Genomic DNA, 18345 nt, shown 5'->3' with positions numbered 1-18345 from the left:
TTTAACATTTTAACAGTTAAAAGTGTTTTAATTTTCAAGTAAATTTAGTTGATTATTGTACTTTTGCCAAACTATTTTAACAAAAAGTATATTCACTAACATTATGGATAGGTTTTCATTTTTAAATGCAGCGCATACCGAGTTTTTCGCACAATTATACGAACAATATTTACATAGTCCAGATAGCGTAGAGCCTAGCTGGAGAAGTTTTTTTCAGGGTTTCGATTTTGGAATGGAAACTTACAATGAGGAAAATCCAGTTCAATACATCAGGGAAGTAGCTCCGACATCTTCAGTAGCTTCGGCTCCTGCAGATAACAGCAAAATTTCTGAGCAACTTCAAAAAGAATTTAAAGTTGTAAAATTAATTGATGGATACCGTTCCAGAGGGCATTTGTTTACTAAGACAAATCCGGTTAGAGAGCGTCGAACTTTTTCGCCAAGTTTAGATATTGAAAACTTCGGTTTGAGTTCAGCTGATTTAAATACTACTTTTGATGCAGCAAAAATATTAGGTCTACAACCTTCTACTTTGTCGCAAATTATCAATCACTTAACTACTGTTTATTGTCAGCATATTGGTATCGAGTACATGTATATTCGTCGCCCGGAAATTGTAGATTGGATTCAGGACAGATTAAATATCAATGAAAACCGCCCTACTTTTAATGCTGATGAGAAAAAAGCTATTTTAAACAAATTAAATCAGGCAGTTTCTTTCGAGAACTTCCTGCATACTAAATATGTAGGTCAAAAACGTTTCTCTCTTGAAGGAGGAGAATCTATCATTCCGGCTTTGGACGCTTTAATTGAAAGAGCTGCCGAAAAAGGAGTAGAGCAATTCGTAATGGGAATGGCTCACCGTGGTCGTTTGAACGTTTTGGCGAATATTTTTGGTAAATCTACTCAGGATATTTTCTCTGAATTTGACGGAAAAGATTACGATCAGGAATATTTTGACGGTGACGTAAAATACCACTTAGGACTTACAGCTGACAAAATCACTAAGTCAGGTAAAAAAATCAACATCAACTTAGCTCCAAATCCTTCGCACCTTGAAACTGTAGGTGCTGTTATTGAAGGTATTACAAGAGCAAAACAAGATAAATATTTTGCTGATGATTTTTCTAAAGTTTTACCTATCGCTGTTCACGGGGATGCTGCTATTGCAGGACAGGGGATTCTTTATGAAATCATCCAAATGGCTCAGTTAGACGGTTACAAAACAGGAGGAACAATCCATATTGTAATCAACAACCAAGTTGGATTTACAACGAATTACTTAGACGCTCGTTCTTCTACTTATTGTACTGATGTTGCTAAAGTAACTTTGTCACCAGTATTACACGTAAATGCTGATGATGCTGAGTCAGTAGTTCACGCTATGCAATTTGCATTGGATTTCAGAATGCAATTTGGACGTGACGTATTTATTGACTTATTAGGATATAGAAAATATGGTCATAACGAAGGGGATGAGCCTCGTTTTACACAACCATTATTATATAAAATCATTGCTAAGCACAGAAATCCAAGAGATATCTATGCTGAGAAATTATTATCTGAAGGAATTATCGATGCTAATTTAGTATCAACTTTAGAAAAAGAATACAAAGATGATTTAGATCATAATTTAGAAGCTTCACGTAAAAAAGATTTGACTATCATTACTCCGTTTATGCAGGATGAATGGAAAGGATTCAAACAGGTTTCTGATGATGTGATGTTGAAAAAAGTGGATACTAAAGTGGATAGAGCTACTTTAGATTCTATTATCAACACGATTTCTACTTTGCCGGAAGATAAAAAATTCATCAACAAGATTAGAAAAATTGTTACGGATAGAAAAGTGGGTTATGATAACAATGCTATGGATTGGGGTACTGCCGAAGCCTTAGCTTATGGATCATTATTAACGGAAGGTTTTGATATTCGTATTTCAGGACAGGATGTTGAGCGTGGTACTTTCTCTCACCGTCATGCTGTTGTGAAAGTAGAAGATTCAGAAGAAGAGGTAGTATTGTTAGATAAAATTGAAAACAAAAAAGGAAACTTCCGCATCTTTAACTCTTTCTTATCTGAATACGGAGTATTAGGATTTGATTACGGATATGCTTTGGCTAATCCAAACTCTTTGACAATTTGGGAAGCACAATTTGGAGATTTCTCTAACGGTGCCCAAATTATGATTGACCAATACATTTCTTGTGGAGAAGACAAATGGAATAATCAAAACGGATTGGTAATGTTGTTGCCTCACGGATATGAAGGACAAGGTGCAGAGCACTCTTCAGCACGTATGGAGCGTTATTTACAATTATGTGCACGTCATAACATGTATGTGGCTGATTGTACTACTCCGGCTAACTTCTTCCACTTGTTAAGAAGACAAATGAAAACAGATTACCGTAAACCATTGGTAGTATTTTCTCCAAAAAGTTTATTGCGTGATCCAAGATGTGTGTCAACTGTTGAAGAATTAGCAAATGGTGAATTCCAGGAAACAATCGACGATACCACAGTAAACAAAAAAGATGTGAAAACATTGGTTTTCTGTACAGGTAAATTCTACTATGACATCGTTGCCGAAAGAGAAAACAACGGTCGTAAAGATGTAGCTGTAGTGCGTATTGAGCAATTGTTCCCATTGCCGGTAGAACAATTAAAAGCGATTATTGCACAATATCCTAATGCTGATGATTATGTTTGGGCTCAGGAAGAACCTAAAAACATGGGAGCTTACACGTATATGTTAGCTAACTTTGATTTGGTAAAATGGAGATTAGCTTCTCTAAAAGCGTACTCAGCTCCGGCAGCAGGAAGTTACACCAGAGCAAAACGCCGTCATGCTGATGCCATCAGAATGGTATTTGATAAAAATTTATTTAGATAGTCATTGCGAGGAACGAAGCAATCTCACTAATAATTATAAGAAGCTATTCCCGCTATTCGTTGCAATCTTTTTATTTTTAAAGAAAAAATAAAAAGGATTTCCACTTCTATCGGGGCTAAAAAAGAATAACGATTCAGAATTAAAAAAATTAAATTCATAATTTAAAATATAAGGACATGATTTTAGAAATGAAAGTTCCATCACCAGGGGAATCTATTAAAGAAGTTGAAATCGCTACTTGGTTAGTAAAAGATGGAGATTATGTTGAAAAAGATCAGGCAATTGCTGAAGTAGATTCAGACAAAGCTACATTAGAATTACCTGCTGAAGCAAGTGGTATTATTACCCTAAAAGCAGAAGAAGGTGATGCAGTAGCAGTAGGAGCAGTAGTTTGTCATATCGATACTGCAGCTGAAAAACCATCAGGATCAGCGCCTGCACCGGCGGCAGCGCCTGCAGCAGCTCCGGTTGCTGAAGCACCAAAAGCAGCTCCTGCGCCAGCGGCTCCTGCAGCACCAGCAGCTACTTATGCTACAGGGACTCCATCTCCTGCAGCTAAAAAAATATTAGACGAGAAAAACATTGCACCAGCAGCTGTAACAGGAACTGGTAAAGGTGGAAGAATCACTAAAGACGATGCAGTAAATGCTGTACCATCAATGGGAACTCCTACAGGAGGAAGCCGTGGTGTAGAGCGTACTAAATTGTCTATGTTACGTCGTAAAGTAGCTGAAAGATTAGTTTCTGCTAAAAACGAAACAGCAATGTTGACTACTTTTAACGAAGTAAACATGACACCTATCAACGTTTTGCGTAATGAATACAAAGATGCATTCAAAGCAAAACACGGTGGTGTAGGTTTAGGATATATGTCATTCTTTACAAAAGCGGTAACAAGAGCTTTAGAATTGTTCCCTGATGTAAACTCTATGATGGACGGTGATCACAAACTTGGATTCGATTTCTGTGATATTTCTATCGCGGTTTCTGGACCAAAAGGATTAATGGTTCCTGTAGTTCGTAATGCTGAGAATTTAACTTTCCGTGGAATCGAAGCTGAAATAAAAAGATTAGCTTTAAGAGCCCGTGATGGTCAAATTACTGTTGATGATATGACAGGTGGTACTTTTACAATCACTAACGGTGGTGTATTTGGTTCTATGTTGTCTACTCCAATTATCAACCCTCCTCAGTCTGGAATCTTGGGAATGCACAACATTATCGAGCGTCCTATCGCTGTTAACGGTAAGGTTGAAATTCACCCAATGATGTACATCGCTTTATCTTATGACCATAGAATTATCGATGGTCGTGAGTCTGTTGGTTTCTTAGTAGCTGTTAAAGAAGCTTTAGAAAACCCTGTAGAATTGCTTTGCGGTGGAAACCCTAAAAAAGCATTTGAATTGTAAAAAAGAAAATTCAAAATATTTAAAATCCCAAATTCCAATTTTAAGGAGTTTGGGATTTTCTTTTTATATTCGTCAATCTTGTTATTCCGACGAAGGAGGACTCGAGCGACAGCGAACTGGCGAAGCAATCTCATCAAGCGGCTCACATCACGGAGATTCCTCCTTCGTCGGAATGACATACTAGGCTTATCAAGGTGTTTTTAAAGATTAGATGAATTAAAAAAAATTATTATGAAAATCAAATTACTATTGCTCACGGTTGTTTTGGGTTTAAATTCTGTTTTTGCAAATCCATCGGCTAAAAAACGGATTTTGGTTTATACCAAAAACGGCAAAGGTTATGTGCATAAAAATATTCCTTTCAGTGTGGAAGCCTGGAAAAAAATTGGCGAAGCAAACAATCTAATCGTGGATGTTTCCGATGATCCCGCTGTTATGAATACCGAAAATCTGGCAAAATACAGCTGTCTGGTTTTCTCTAATACCTGTAATGATATTTTTGATACTGAAGAACAAAAACAGGCCTTGGTGGATTATATTCACCGTGGCGGTGCTTTTGTAGGCGTTCACAGTGCTTCAGATTCTGAAAAAGACTGGCCTTGGTACGCCGCAATGGTGGGAGGGAAATTTAAAAGACATCCGGCTTTTCAGCCTTTTGAAATAAAAGTGATAAATAAAAATCATCCTGCAACTTCGATGTTAGGGGAAACATGGAAAAAAGAAGATGAGTGTTACTACATGAATGAATTCAATCCGAATAATCAGGTGCTTTTGGCTGCCGATATGCGAACGGTGAAAGACAGCGAAAAAGAAGTCTATCCGGGACGTACTTTTGGAGATTATTTACCATTGGCCTGGTGTCATGAATTTGAAGGCGGCAGGGTGTTTTATACAGCTCTCGGACACGACAGTAAGGATTATGTTGATCCAGTATTTGTTCAACATCTCACAGGAGGACTTTTATGGGCATTGGGCGAAAATTCAAAAGAGTCGCATTCGAAGAAAAAATCCAAAAAATAAAGTAAACAAAAAAGCCTTCTTTCTGTTATAAAAGAAGGCTTTTTAGATTTTATTTGAACTCTACCCAGTCGAATAAGGTGTAGTTTTGAGTATAAGGAATATGATCACCAATAAAGCTTAGATTTTCGACACTACAGAAAATTTTAAATTTAGTTGCCGTTCCGTAGGAGAGGGTCGTAGAAGTTAGAACCACATCATCTATTTTCCAGTTGGCTACATATTTTTTCTTGCTATTGAGTGTTAGGTTAATGCTTAATGTGTACCATTGTCCTCTTTTGATTTTGCTTTGAAATGAATGGTACGGATTGGCTTGCGAAGTGTTATAAACGATAAGCTCATCAGAAGCGGCATTTAATTGCTGACGGCTTGCCTGATTACCATAGCCTATTTCAAAATCGAGTTCGTGGGTATCATCACTGTATAAAAAAGCACCGATGCTGGCACAATCACCTACGCCCATTGCAGGAACATAAACACGCCAGGAATAGGTACCTGTCGTATATGTTGCAGTCGATTTTATTTTGGTTCTGTCCCATGTATTGGCATTGGTAAACATATGTAGGGTGTCGTTGTCAATATAGTAGTTTGGAAATCCTACTTGAGTGGCATCTTCCCATTCATTTAGATTATTAAAATCCCATTTTTTAGAGATAATTGGAGTTGCAGAAGTACCTTTTGCAGTCACTGAAGTAGCAGAATTAGTATTAGATATAGCAGTAGTTGTTGGGGTTTCTTCCAGTGTGTCTTCAGTAGAACAGGAGTATAGCAGCAATCCCAGTGCTAAACAAACCGCTTTAAAGTAATTGTTTTTCATGGTTTTGGTTTTCAGTTGGTTACTGTAAATATAAACAATTATTATAATAGTCTATAATTGCTTTGCCTTTCAATAAAACATCAGCACCAATAATTCCGTCAACGGTTTTTGCTTTATAAGTGGTTAAGGCTTCGTTTACGTGTGACATATCGAAAATAATTAAGTCGAAATCATTGTTTTTCCAGGAACCCAATTGCAATTTATTTGTTGTTGCCGTTTGGGTGAGCATTCCCGTTGCTCCGGCTCCTGAAGCCTTAGTTTTAGAGTCTTCAGCGTTTAAATTAAATAATGCAATATGTTCAAAACCCACACAGCTATTGGAAGCTCCTGTATCCAGTATAAAACGACCTTCTATTCCGTTAATTTTAGCTTTGATTAAGAGATGTTGGGTTTTAGTAATCTTGAATTTTACTTTTTTATATTTTTCCTTTTTTAGGATTTCGTGCAGATTTTTCATTTTTATATCGAATGAGTAACCAAATTAAAGCAATTGCAACAACAATTCCCAAAATAATAGTAGTATAATATAAGAGACTGTTTTCCTTTTTTTCAATTGTACCATAATACACAAAAGCACTCCAGTAATACGGCGATTTTTTGGCATTGGAAATATTAGGGTTTTTTAAAAAATCCCTTTTAGCGTTCGCATTGGCTTCCAGGTAAGACTGTCCATTTTTGATGTTCTGATAAAAGGAATCCATAAAAACCGAAGTGGTGTAATCGTTGACTTTCCACAATGAAAATAATAAATTTTGCGCTCCGGCAAATTGAAATCCGCGGGCAATGCTCATACTTCCTTCGCCTTTGAAAAGTTTGCCAATACCCGTTTCACAGGCACTCAAAACCACTAAATCAGGATTGAGATTCAAATGATACAATTCGGAATACAGAATGTCCTGATCGTAAAATTTAATGCTTGCCGGAGTAACTAAATCACCCGCATCAGCATGGGTGGAGAGATGTAAAATAGAATAATCGGCAGCATTGCTTTTGAAATTTTCAAAAGTAGCAGCCGCATTTTGAAAGTACTTTCCTTTGAAGTTTTTTTGAATCGAATGCAATTCGTCTTTCGAATAAGTCAGCGTATAAGGCGTGTTTTCAAAAACCGGAAAAATACCTAAAACGGTTTTTTCTTGATTTGTGTTTTTTTGATTTGGAGACAAATAAAACTGAGCCGAATTTTCATAAGCAATATTAAAATCATTCAGCATGTAATGCATTTGAGCAAAGTTGGTAGTGTTAGATTCTTCGGTGATTAGAGCCTCAAAAGGCAGGAAATTTAAAATGCCATCTGGAATGATGATGAGGTTTTGATGGTTTGATTTTTTTGGTAATTGTAAAAGATTATAAGCCACTTTCCCATAATAATTAAAGTCTTTTATGTTGTCTATAATTGCATTTGGGTTGTTAAAGTAGTCTATGAATTGAAAAATTTTAACTGAAGAATGAGCGTTATTACTGAAATGATTTAAGTGTATATTTTTGTTTGTTAAGGTAAAAAAATACATTTTTTCGAAACCTGAAAAATACTCAATCATCATGGCTTTGTCTTTTTCTAATTTGGCTAGCAAAGCCTTAGCCTCTATAGTTTCTTTTTCAGAAGTGTTATTTTCTGCGCGAAATTGTTTTAGCGTAAGCATCAATCCATTTTGTTTTTCGATGGCTTCGTTTATTGTGACAATGTTGGCTAATTCCCCTTTTTGTTGTTCTTTCAGGATGATATTGCTCCATTTTTGCAATTGTTCAATATGAAGTTTTTGCTTCCGTGAAATGGTTTTGTTTTGAGAAAGATAGCTTCTTAATACGTCCGTTTTGCTTTGCTCCGCCAATTGAAAAGCCGCTTCGATATAACTTTGTTTTTGTTCTTTTTGATACAATAAATCATAAATGGCAATGCATTTTTCAGTTCTTAGACGAACACGATTTTGATTGATGATTTTTGAGTTTTCATAAATCATCATATTCGCTAACAATTCCTCAACATGAAAAGCTAATTGGTAAGCGTCTAATGCTTTTTTGGGTTGGTTTTGTTTACTGAAAATGGCTGCTTTTAAGTCTAAAGCATCCAATAAAGTTGTTTCGGAATAGAGTGATTTTTGATTAGGTAAAACGCTTTTCTTGTTGGAATAATTTGGTATTAATATTTTGAATACAGTAGTAACAGCAGTGGCAGATTCCTTTAGTTTTTGTTGTTGAAATAGCAAAGAAGCTTCCTCGAATTTGAATTGCGCTATTTTACGGCTAGAAAGATTGGGTGTGGCATAGAAATAGTTTTTTGCCTTTTCGAAATAAGAATTAGCAAGTTCAAATTTTTGCCATTGGGAATTTAGAGTAGCTAAATTTCGATAAGAATTTGCTAATGTTTCTGTTTGGGTTTTGTCAGATTGTAGTAATTGAATGGCATCTTTATAACAATTTTCAAGCTTTTCGAAAAAAATATTTCTTAATGGTAAAGTAGGAGGAAAAGGTTTTTTATAACTTAAAACATAGCTGTTGCCCAAATTATTCAACAGCATTCCCTTTTGGGTTTTGGATAATTTTTCGGTTTGAATAGTTTTTTCGAGTATGTCAATGGCTAAATCAATTTTACCGGAGTTTTGGTACACATTGGATAAATTGAGCACGGCAGCATATTGTTGCTGTTGATTTTTTTGTTGGGTTGCAATGTAATAATATTGTTTGATGGTGTTTTCGGCATTGTCGTAATCGCCTATGATGGTGTATAAGTTGCCCAGCGGTTTTAGGCAAAATTCGACTATGTCGTAGTTTTTTAGCTGGTTTTTTTGATATATTTTCCAAGCGGTTTCATAGCTCGAAACGGCTTTTTGAAGTTGGTTATATTGATTTTCGTAATAGGCTTTGTTGCAGTATAAAACCACTAATGACATCAGTTCGTTTTTGTTTTTTGCTGTGGTTGAGATGTTCTTACTGAAAGATTCCAGTTTTTTTAAATTTTCTTCATTGGGATTGGCGACAAAAGTATCAACTGTATTGTATATTTTATCTTCTAAAGTAAGCGTTTGCCCAAAAGAAAGTTGAGTTATCAGCAGAAGAATAAAATATTTTTTTAACCACATAAGTCATATAAGTTTTGCAAAGTCACAAAGTTATTCAGGTAAATTTTTAAAATATTCGTTTACAAAGGTTTTTTGACCTTCGTTAAATAAGTTTATACAGTGAAAATTATATAAAATCCCCTTTGGAGCTTTAAGTAGTTTCATATAAGTTAATATTTGTGCCTGATGGATGGGAGCAAGTGCTTCAATTGCTTTTAGTTCGATTACAATACAGTTTTCAATAAGTAAATCACATCTTAAATCGGTTTCGATATCTAATCCTTTAAAATTTAGAGGGACGGAAAATTCAGATTTAAAAGATATTTTTCTGTTTGATAATTCTTTTTTAAGACACTTGTGGTATACGCTTTCTAATAATCCTGGTCCTAATTCTTTATGAACTTCAATTGCTGCACCGTTAATTTGATAGGTCAAATCTTTTAAATAGGTTTTTGTTAACTCCATTTCCTACATGTTTTTAAAGATTAAAAAAACTTTTGTGACTTATGTGGTTTAAACAAAACTAAAACTTCCATATTCCATACACTTGAACATAATTGAAATTCTCTTTAAAATTCATCACATAGCGCGCTCCTAAACTCGGGCCGATGCGGGCAAAGCCTAGTGTTAAATCAAATAATAATCCTGATTTGAAATTAGTAAAGGTTTTGTTGTTTGAAATACTGCTTTCTTGCGTTTTAATAATAGGAGAATCGGGTTTTTCAGATTCGAAAGTTTCCATTTTAGTGTAGTGTTCCTCTTTTTGCGAAGCATTAATATTGGCTTGTACTCCCGTTCCGATTCCGATATAGTTGTTAATGTTATAACGGATAAGAAGCGGAATTTCATTGTTCAAATTGGAATAACTCGTGGTTTCGGTAGTGCGTGTAGCCTGGCGTACTCCGTTAGCAGTAGTGGTAAAACCATTCGTTATGGTTGTATTCGAATTGTAATCGTTTTTGCTGTTAATTAATTCGGCCTGCCAATAAAAACGATAGGATTTAAATGGGGAAATGGTAAATCCGGCAAAATAACTTGTCGATTTTTCCAGATTAGGATAGAAATTATAACCGGCTTTAGCACCAATAGAAATTCCCGGGAGGAATCGGGTGGTGGCGTAGTTGGTGATTATAGGTTCGTTTTTGTCGAAAATAATAGCGGTTCTGCTTCGGGTGTTTACCTTATGAAAATCTTTGTTGAATTTCAGGGAGTATTTCACAAAACCTTTAGTACTGTCTTTTTCTTTTACATCTTTCTGTTCGCTGCCCGGCAGGTAAATGTTTTTGAAGGTAAAGAAGATTTGGTTCTGCTTAATTATGGTATCCAAACAGCTCACAGTTGGAACTTCGCCTTTTGGGCAAATAGGACATTTGGGATACATGTCTTCAATTCGGAAGGTTTTTTTGTCAAACATATCGGGAATGTCGGTTTCCAGGCGAATCATTCTCGCCGGACCTTCGCCGTTGTTCTGAAAGCGGGTTTTGAAGTTGACTCTTTTGAATCGAACTAAACGATAGTTCATAAAACTTCCGTTAGACCCCATTTTGTTAGGGTCGTGGGAAGTCACAATTTCCATTTCAAGATTTTTTACTTTATGATTTTTATAACTGCGATTGGGAACATAAATACCGCGCATCGTAATGGTAGCGCTGGTGTCTTTCAGCATTTCGGGAGTAGTTTTGAATGTATAAAAAACATTACGGGTTTCCTGCGGATTAGCTTCGTCAAATTCTAAGATAGAAACGTTTTTGAAGGTTTTGTGTGCTTCGGCTAAGCTGGCGTCTAAATCTTCTTCGGTGGTGGTGTTTTCGTATTTTTTTATTGGCAAATAATTGTCATTGGAAGCCAAATAAGAATGGGTTTGATCTATTTCGTTAGCAACAGCAAAAGTATTTTCTTTTACTTCTCTTTCGCCGGCATAGCTTCGGAAACTGCTTAATTCAAAGTTGTTGTCTTTGAATTGTTTTTCGTTGTAAAACAGATAGATTTTTCCGCTGGTGACATAGTTTTCCAGATTTTGATAACTCAAGATAACTTCCATTTCTTGGTCGGGAATGGGGTCACAGTTTTTTTGAAGGGCAAAACCATTTTGGTCAGCAACAGAGGCTATTTCGTCAAAATTTTTGTCTGTAATATCATTAATAACCACTTTTTTTGGTCGGGTAGCGGGCGGTTTTCCGTTATCGTAATTGTTGGTTACGGTTAATCGGGTGTTATAAGTTCCTTTGTTTTTGTAGGTATGTTTGGGCTCGGCTGCTTTGCTGTAAGTACCATCGCCAAATTCCCATAGATAGGAAAAACTCGGTTTTGGAGCACCGGCAATCGGGATTAATGGCGGTGTTTCGGGTTTGTATGAAACACTGTTGCCCTTCTGAATATAGTTTATAGTTGCCCTTCTGGTTACGGTATCTTTGACTTTTTTTTGGGAAAATAAGAACAAAGAACAAAGAAGAAAGAGAAAAGAAAGGTGGTTTTTCATAATCAAATCTGGTTTTAGCCCTGATGGAAGCGGCATCCTTTTATGGCTTTCTTTAAGACATAAAAGATATAGCGTACAGCAGGAATAAGCTACTAATTCTTAATTGGCTAAGTTTAAAAACTTTTAAAAATAGAAAAAAGTGATGAGCAAATCACCACTTTTTTCAGAATTTAAATTTGGGAATCTTTATTGGATCGCATTGATTGCGGCAATTAATTGGGCTTCGGTTCCTACAGTGGTTTCAGCCATTGTAAAAGTGTACACATCATTAGCCTGAACAGTTACTCCTTTGATGGCATATCTCCAGTTTCCGTTTTCTTCGGTTACAAAAATCACGTGGCAAGCAAGACCAACAGGGATTTGACCGTAGTGTTCGCTGAATAATCCTTGAGCTGTGTAAGTATCCAGTTTTGCAAGTGCGTTAGTTCCTTCGCCATCATAAGACAAGTAAATGGCACTGTTTGTGTTGTCATAACCATCAGGGGCATCGGCAAGGATAGTAGTTTTAGGTCTTGGGTCACTGTAAAAACGGTCTACGTTTGTCCATCCAAAGTTTCCAAAACTTACATAGTAGCTGTTTTGTCCGGCTTCTACACCGCCTTTTCCACCATTAGTTCCATCGGCTTTACGGGCATCTTCCCAAGCTAAATTTCCTTCTTCGTCTATGATTCCTTTCCATAAAGTCATCGCAGTGTCAACACCGTCAGTAAGGCTGGTAGGGACTTGTAATGTAATGTTACAGGTAGTTGCAAGTTCTTTGCCGTTTTGGGTGGCTTTGATGAAGAATTCCCCTCCTGAGATTAACAAATTTCGGTTTCCATCAGGCATGATTCCCATTGTTGGTTTGTTAGTTACTAACATGTTTCCTTTGTCAAAAAGCTCTACATATTCAATTTTTACTGCTCCGGTTACAGGATTTCCGTCTTTAGTCAAACAGTTTCCGTTGATGGTAATTTTTACACCTTTTTCAGAAGTAAATGTTTTGGCTCCGTCTTCAGCTGTAAAGGTGAATTCCTGAGTGATTTTGTCTAAGGCAGCCTGTCTAACATCTGCAAATTCTGCTGCTGTTGCCGGCGTGTTTTCGTTGTTGTCGTTTTCGCAACTTACGAATGAAATTGCCGCTAAAAATAAAAGTCCGATGGTTTTAAAATTTCTTTTCATGATTTCTTGATTTTAATTATTGTTTAAAATGATTTTCGTTGTTTATACTGTTATATCAATTCGGGTTTTAAATTGTTACCCCAGTATTTTAATTTTTTTTTAATTGTTTCTGATTCTGTTGTTATATCAATTTTGGTTTTAATTTGTTACCCTTAGTTTGAAAATAATTTTTTACTCTTCCGGGTTTCTATTGTTATATCAATATGAGTTTAGAATTGTTACCCCATTTTTTAGTATTTTCGAAAAAAAGTTTTCCATGACAAAAAACACTGTACATTCTGATCAGTATTTAATTGAAGGATTGGCCAATAATGATTCGGCAATTATTCGATCAATCTATAAGAAGTTTGTTCCCAAGGTGGTTTCTTATATAAGGAACAATTCGGGCGATGAAGATCAGGCGCAGGATGTGGTGCAGGAAATCATGATTTTATTGTTCAATCAGGCTAAAGCTGGCAAATTAGCATTGACTTGTCCGTTTGATGCTTACTTTTTTTTATTGTGCAAAAGAAAATGGTTGAATGAACTCAAAAAAGTTTCGAATAAAGGGGTAACAATTCCCGATGATTTTACATCTGTTAATGAACCCACTGCCGAAATGGTGGCGCAAACAGAAGAATTTGAAGAAAAGCAACAGCTTTTTGATGCGATGTTTCAACGATTAGGCGAAAAATGTCAGGAAGTTTTAAAGTGGAGTTTTACTTTAAAATCGATGGAAGAAGTAGCCGAAAAACTCAATGTAACCTATGGTTATGTTCGAAAGAAAAAATCGTTGTGTACAGGACAATTAACGCAATGGATTCAGGAACACAGTAGTTTTAAATCATTAAAAAAATAAAAGCCATGAACGAAGAAAAATATATATTATTTGGACAATATCTTCAAGGCGAGATGTCGGCTGAAGAGAAAATAGATTTTGAAAAAAAGCTTTCAGAAAACCACGAACTTGCATCTGAATTTGAAAGCTTCAAAGAAGTCCAAATCCAGTTGGAAACCAAATTTGATTTTGCAGCCGACAGAGATGCTTTTGAAGCAAATTTGAAAACCATTTCGAAAGAACATTTTAAACCCCAAAAAACCAAAGTGATTTCAATAAAGACTTGGACGTACCTGGTTGCCGCTTCGGTAGTTCTTTTGCTGGGACTGTTTTTGTTTAATCCTTCCAAACCTGGTTTTGAAGAATACAATCAATACGAAAACGCCTATTTAACTGAAAGAGGCGACGGAATTGAAAATTTAAAACAAGCCGAAAGCGCTTTTAATGCTAAGAATTACAAGGCTGCGATTCCGCTTTTTGAAACTGTTTTAAAAGAAAATAAATCGGCTGAAATCCAATATTTTTATGGGATTTCTTTATTGGAAAATAACCAAATCAAGGAAGCCGAAATGGCGTTTAACGAAATAAAATTAGGCAATTCTATTTATAAAAACAAAGCGATTTATGGTTTGGCTTTGGCCAAATTAAAACAAAAAGACTATAAAGGATGCAAAGAAATCCTTTTAACGATTCCATCCGATTATGAAAATTATGATAAGGTTCAGGAATTGCTGGATAAATTGGATTAAGGATTTTAAGTTAAAATTAATGGCAATATCAATGACAAAATTCAATGACAATTAAAGAATTACATAATAAATTAAAAGAAAAAGGTATATCGGAACATCAATATTTTCTTCACGGACTTTTTGGTTCAACGAACGATGATGAAAAAATCGCTTTGACAATTAAGAAAGGGAAATTTGGGATTGTATATGAGACTTATTTCAGAGAACGTGGAGAAAAATACTCATCAATAATATTTACCACAGAAAAAGAAGCTTGTGAGTATATTTATAAAAAACTTGCTGGGAATATCGGTTGATATTTAAAAGGCACAAAGATTTTTTGCTCTTTGTGTCTTTTGTTTTTAAATATAATTGAGGTGAAACTTTTGTGTCTTTTGTGTTTAAATTTTAAAAAACTTTGCAATTTTGCAGCATTAAAATTTTAGCATTGGAAATAAAACCTATAATAACGGATACCCACACGCATTTATACAGCGAAGAATTTGATCAGGACAGAGATGAGATGATGCAACGCGCTTTAGCCGCGGGCGTGAGTCGTTTTTTTATTCCGGCAATCGATTCGGCTTATACCGAGGCGATGTATGATTTGGAAGCCAAATATCCCGAGCATATTTTTTTAATGACAGGCGTACATCCTACTCATATAAAAGACAATTATTTGGACGAATTGCAATTTGTTGAAGATGAATTAAAGAGAAGAAAATTCTACGCTATTGGCGAAATTGGAGTCGATTTGTATTGGGATAAAAGCCATTTAAAAGAGCAACAATTGGCTTTTAAAAGACAAATTCAATTGGCAAAGAAATACCAATTGCCTATCGTTATTCATTGTCGTGAAGCATTCGATGAAGTTTTTGCGGTTTTGGAAGAAGAAAAATCGGATGATATGTTCGGAATTTTTCATTGTTTTTCGGGAACTTACGAGCAGGCTACGCAGGCTTTGTCCTATAATATGAAATTAGGAATTGGCGGAGTAGTTACTTTTAAGAATGGTAAAATCGATCAGTTTTTGAATAAAATTGATATCAAACATATTGTTTTAGAAACCGATGCACCTTATCTTGCTCCTGTTCCTTTTAGAGGAAAAAGAAATGAAAGTAGTTATCTTGTAAATGTAATTGATAAGTTGTCACAGATTTACGGAATTTCAGATGATGAAATTGCCAGAATCACTACTGAAAATTCGAAAGCAATTTTTGGGATTTAATATATAATCCGTGAAAATTTAATATTTTTTTTGTTCATTTGTTTTTCTAATAATACCATAATGCAAAAATTTGACGAGATTCGGCCATATTATGATACCGAAATAAATAAAGCGATAAGAAAAGTGCTTCATCATCCTATGTTGAAGTCGTTGATGAATTTTTCTTTTCCTGATGTAGCCGATGAAGTTTGGAAAGAACAATTAATGAAAACACATTCTATACGTGATTTTCAATGTAATTTTATTTACCAATCGGTTCAAAAAGTATTAGAAAAAAGTTCCGAAGGTTTATCGACTTCAGGTTTCGAGCATTTAGAACCTAATACTTCCTATTTATTTATCTCTAATCACCGGGATATTTTATTAGATACCACTTTGTTAAATGCTACTTTGTTTGAGCACGATTTGGTGATGACAGCATCTGCCATTGGAGATAATTTAGTAAAACAACCTTTTTTACATGTTTTGGCTAAATTAAACAGAAACTTTTTGGTACAACGTGGTTTAGGACCAAGAGAAATGTTACAAAGTTCTAAATTGTTATCCGAATATATCAATCAGTTGTTGTTGCATGAAAATCGTTCGGTTTGGATTGCACAGCGTGAAGGACGAACTAAAGATGGAAATGATGCCACGAATCCGGGAGTTTTAAAAATGATAGGAATGGCTTCTGATGAAGCTAATCTGATGGATTATTTCAAAAAACTGAAAATTGTTCCGGTTTCTATTTCTTATGAATACGATCCTACTGATGCTTTGAAAATGCCTCAATTACTGGCTGAAGCAAATAATGAAGTATATGTAAAACAGGAGAATGAGGATTTTATGACCATTTTAAGTGGTGCTTTAGGTCCTAAAAAACGTATTTTTATCCATATCGGAAAAGTTCTAGATACAGAAATTGATGCTATTGCTGCCGAAAACGATAATGTGAATAAACAGATTCAGGCTTTGGCACAAGCCATTGACGATTCGATACTAACAAGTTATAAATTGTGGCCAACCAATTATATTGCTTACGATATTTTGAATAATACTGATAAATATTCGAATCAATATACTGAGGATGAAAAAGCTGTTTTTGTTCGTAGATTAGAAAAACGAATTGATGCTTCAAATCCTATTGCCTTCCAGGGAATATTAGCCATGTATGCTAATCCGGTGGTCAATAAATTGAAATATACCCATGAACTCAAGGACTAAAATTCTTTTAATTTACACTGGGGGAACCATTGGAATGCGTAAGGATTTAAAAACCGGAGCGCTAAAGGTTTTCAACTTTAGTAAATTATTACAAAGAATTCCTGAGTTGAAACAATTGGATTGTGAGATAGAAACCATTTCGTTTCAGAATCCAATTGATTCTTCTAATATGAAACCCGAAAAATGGGCTGAAATTGTTGAAATAATTACAGCTAATTATTCCGGATTTCATGGTTTTGTGGTGCTTCATGGTTCGGATACTATGTCGTATACGGCTTCTGCTTTGAGTTTTATGCTCGAAAATTTGTCAAAACCGGTTATTTTAACGGGTTCGCAATTACCTATTGGCGATTTACGCACTGATGCCAAGGAAAATCTCATCACGGCAATTCAAATAGCTTCTTTGCAGGAAAATAATAAGCCTGTAATAACCGAAGTTTGCCTTTATTTCGAATACAAATTATATCGCGGCAATCGAACCACAAAGATAAATGCCGAACATTTCAAGGCTTTTGCTTCGCCTAATTATCCGGCGTTGATAGAGTCGGGAGTGTATTTAAATCTGAAATCCGAATTGTTTTTAGCCCATAATCCGGCTATGGATTTAGTTGTGCATAAAGATTTAGATACGAATGTAGTTATCTTAAAATTGTTTCCCGGAATAAATAAAAATGTACTTTCTGCCATTATTGGAATTCCAAACCTGAGAGGAATTATATTAGAGACCTACGGCTCCGGAAACGCAACTACTGAAGAATGGTTTCTGGATTCGATACAGCAGGCCATTGCTAAAGGAATTTATGTGGTAAATGTAACCCAATGTTCGGGAGGGAGTGTCAATATGGGACAGTATGAAACCAGTAGCGACTTGAAAAAGATAGGTGTACTGTCAGGAAAAGATATTACCACAGAAGCTGCAATCACGAAATTGATGTTTTTACTGAGTCAAAATATTGCTGCTGAAGATTTTAAAATGATGTTTGAAAAATCACTTCGGGGAGAAATGACATAATATTTAAAAAATGCTTTTCTAACTCATTTTTTTTCATGTTATTTGCAAACCAAAATAGAGAGGTGTCCGAGTGGTTGAAGGAGCAAGCCTGGAAAGTTTGTATGTGGGCAACTGCATCGTGGGTTCGAATCCCATCCTCTCTGCTAAAGTGAATATAAAGTAAGTTAAAACCCCTAAAAACGTATGTTTTTAGGGGTTTTTTGTTTATGGTTCGTTTTTTATAAGAGTTATTAAAAAGATTTTAAGATATTTCTTTTTTTAGTTTTAATTTTCTGGTTTATTGTAAATGACAGGTTTGTCTTCAGGGGAATTTCGGTTAAGTTTCTTGTAATTGTAATTTGCCCCTGTTAGCATTGTTAAAAAGCCTCCCTGTTAACATTAGAAAATAATTAGGTTTGCTCCGGTTAGTAATTAAATTACGCTTAAAAAATTATAACTGGTAATTATAGTTTTTTAAAATGATTTTGGTTTGTAATAAAAGGAAGGATAATGAATTAAATTTTGTTATTCTTTCTTTTTTTAATT

15 protein-coding genes and 1 tRNA gene are annotated in these 18345 nt (G+C 35.2%); 10 read left to right on the top strand and 6 right to left on the bottom strand.

The features are described 5' to 3' along the window. The first annotated feature begins 103 nt into the window (after positions 1–103). From BLR17_RS01310 to BLR17_RS01295, 3 genes are all read left to right on the top strand, one after another. Positions 104–2893: a 2-oxoglutarate dehydrogenase E1 component gene (locus tag BLR17_RS01310; protein ID WP_066328356.1), complete on the top strand. Its 2790-nt coding sequence runs from the start codon at positions 104–106 to the stop codon at positions 2891–2893. Between the two features lie 176 nt (positions 2894–3069). Beyond that, positions 3070–4302, top strand: coding sequence for a 2-oxoglutarate dehydrogenase complex dihydrolipoyllysine-residue succinyltransferase (gene odhB, locus BLR17_RS01305; protein WP_066328357.1), 1233 nt, complete (start codon positions 3070–3072; stop codon positions 4300–4302). 231 nt (positions 4303–4533) lie between these two features. Further along, the gene (locus BLR17_RS01295) at positions 4534–5322 is read left to right on the top strand and encodes a ThuA domain-containing protein (RefSeq protein ID WP_066328359.1); all 789 of its coding nucleotides are present in this window, start codon (positions 4534–4536) and stop codon (positions 5320–5322) included. A 49-nt stretch (positions 5323–5371) separates the two neighbouring features. On the opposite strand, the gene BLR17_RS01290 is transcribed toward BLR17_RS01295, so the two are convergent. From BLR17_RS01290 to BLR17_RS01265, 6 genes are all read right to left on the bottom strand, one after another. Continuing rightward, the gene (locus BLR17_RS01290) at positions 5372–6136 is read right to left on the bottom strand and encodes a LamG domain-containing protein (RefSeq protein ID WP_245683100.1); all 765 of its coding nucleotides are present in this window, start codon (positions 6134–6136) and stop codon (positions 5372–5374) included. 19 nt (positions 6137–6155) lie between these two features. Then, entirely contained in the window at positions 6156–6593 is a 438-nt protein-coding gene (locus tag BLR17_RS01285) for a retropepsin-like aspartic protease (protein WP_066328360.1), read from the bottom strand. After that, entirely contained in the window at positions 6553–9213 is a 2661-nt protein-coding gene (locus BLR17_RS01280; protein WP_066328361.1) for a CHAT domain-containing protein, read from the bottom strand. Before BLR17_RS01280 ends, BLR17_RS01285 begins: the two co-directional genes overlap by 41 nt. Positions 9214–9243: 30 nt before the next feature. Beyond that, positions 9244–9657, bottom strand: coding sequence for a GxxExxY protein (locus tag BLR17_RS01275; protein ID WP_066328362.1), 414 nt, complete (start codon positions 9655–9657; stop codon positions 9244–9246). Positions 9658–9715: 58 nt separating this feature from the next. After that, positions 9716–11671 carry a PKD domain-containing protein gene (locus tag BLR17_RS01270; RefSeq protein WP_066328525.1) on the bottom strand — a complete coding sequence of 652 codons (1956 nt, stop codon included), beginning with the start codon at positions 11669–11671 and terminating at the stop codon, positions 9716–9718. A gap of 186 nt (positions 11672–11857) precedes the next feature. Continuing rightward, a complete protein-coding gene (locus BLR17_RS01265; protein ID WP_066328363.1) occupies positions 11858–12832 on the bottom strand; it encodes a hypothetical protein in 975 nt (324 codons plus the stop codon). 256 nt (positions 12833–13088) lie between these two features. On the opposite strand from BLR17_RS01265, the gene BLR17_RS01260 reads away from it, so the two are divergent. The 7 genes from BLR17_RS01260 to BLR17_RS01230 all read left to right on the top strand — a co-directional run bounded on the left by BLR17_RS01260 (position 13089) and on the right by BLR17_RS01230 (position 17963). Beyond that, positions 13089–13670, top strand: a complete 582-nt coding sequence (locus tag BLR17_RS01260) for an RNA polymerase sigma factor (RefSeq protein WP_066328364.1) — start codon at positions 13089–13091, stop codon at positions 13668–13670. Positions 13671–13675: 5 nt separating this feature from the next. After that, positions 13676–14398 carry a tetratricopeptide repeat protein gene (locus tag BLR17_RS01255; RefSeq protein WP_066328365.1) on the top strand — a complete coding sequence of 241 codons (723 nt, stop codon included), beginning with the start codon at positions 13676–13678 and terminating at the stop codon, positions 14396–14398. 44 nt (positions 14399–14442) lie between these two features. Next, entirely contained in the window at positions 14443–14694 is a 252-nt protein-coding gene (locus tag BLR17_RS01250; protein WP_066328366.1) for a hypothetical protein, read from the top strand. Positions 14695–14831: 137 nt separating this feature from the next. Then, entirely contained in the window at positions 14832–15605 is a 774-nt protein-coding gene (locus tag BLR17_RS01245) for a TatD family hydrolase (RefSeq protein ID WP_066328526.1), read from the top strand. 60 nt (positions 15606–15665) lie between these two features. Then, on the top strand, positions 15666–16808 hold the full coding sequence (locus BLR17_RS01240) for a 1-acyl-sn-glycerol-3-phosphate acyltransferase (RefSeq protein ID WP_066328367.1): 1143 nt from the start codon (positions 15666–15668) through the stop codon (positions 16806–16808). Beyond that, on the top strand, positions 16792–17820 hold the full coding sequence (locus tag BLR17_RS01235) for an asparaginase (RefSeq protein ID WP_066328368.1): 1029 nt from the start codon (positions 16792–16794) through the stop codon (positions 17818–17820). The genes BLR17_RS01240 and BLR17_RS01235 overlap by 17 nt, the downstream gene beginning before the upstream one ends. A gap of 56 nt (positions 17821–17876) precedes the next feature. Continuing rightward, positions 17877–17963, top strand: a tRNA-Ser gene (locus BLR17_RS01230). Positions 17964–18345 lie beyond the last annotated feature (382 nt).

Origin of the sequence: Flavobacterium glycines (genome assembly GCF_900100165.1) — a bacterium.
In the GTDB taxonomy this organism is placed as follows: domain Bacteria; phylum Bacteroidota; class Bacteroidia; order Flavobacteriales; family Flavobacteriaceae; genus Flavobacterium; species Flavobacterium glycines.
Note: the sequence above shows the minus strand (reverse complement) of the source record. Positions and strands in the feature narration are given on the sequence as shown.

Coding starts and splice junctions, on each gene's coding strand:
- BLR17_RS01310 (WP_066328356.1), top strand. CDS start 104: ATGGATAGGTTTTCATTTTTAAATGCAGCGCATACCGAGTTTTTCGCA.
- odhB (WP_066328357.1), top strand. CDS start 3,070: ATGATTTTAGAAATGAAAGTTCCATCACCAGGGGAATCTATTAAAGAA.
- BLR17_RS01295 (WP_066328359.1), top strand. CDS start 4,534: ATGAAAATCAAATTACTATTGCTCACGGTTGTTTTGGGTTTAAATTCT.
- BLR17_RS01290 (WP_245683100.1), bottom strand. CDS start 6,136: ATGAAAAACAATTACTTTAAAGCGGTTTGTTTAGCACTGGGATTGCTG.
- BLR17_RS01285 (WP_066328360.1), bottom strand. CDS start 6,593: ATGAAAAATCTGCACGAAATCCTAAAAAAGGAAAAATATAAAAAAGTA.
- BLR17_RS01280 (WP_066328361.1), bottom strand. CDS start 9,213: ATGTGGTTAAAAAAATATTTTATTCTTCTGCTGATAACTCAACTTTCT.
- BLR17_RS01275 (WP_066328362.1), bottom strand. CDS start 9,657: ATGGAGTTAACAAAAACCTATTTAAAAGATTTGACCTATCAAATTAAC.
- BLR17_RS01270 (WP_066328525.1), bottom strand. CDS start 11,671: ATGAAAAACCACCTTTCTTTTCTCTTTCTTCTTTGTTCTTTGTTCTTA.
- BLR17_RS01265 (WP_066328363.1), bottom strand. CDS start 12,832: ATGAAAAGAAATTTTAAAACCATCGGACTTTTATTTTTAGCGGCAATT.
- BLR17_RS01260 (WP_066328364.1), top strand. CDS start 13,089: ATGACAAAAAACACTGTACATTCTGATCAGTATTTAATTGAAGGATTG.
- BLR17_RS01255 (WP_066328365.1), top strand. CDS start 13,676: ATGAACGAAGAAAAATATATATTATTTGGACAATATCTTCAAGGCGAG.
- BLR17_RS01250 (WP_066328366.1), top strand. CDS start 14,443: ATGACAATTAAAGAATTACATAATAAATTAAAAGAAAAAGGTATATCG.
- BLR17_RS01240 (WP_066328367.1), top strand. CDS start 15,666: ATGCAAAAATTTGACGAGATTCGGCCATATTATGATACCGAAATAAAT.
- BLR17_RS01235 (WP_066328368.1), top strand. CDS start 16,792: ATGAACTCAAGGACTAAAATTCTTTTAATTTACACTGGGGGAACCATT.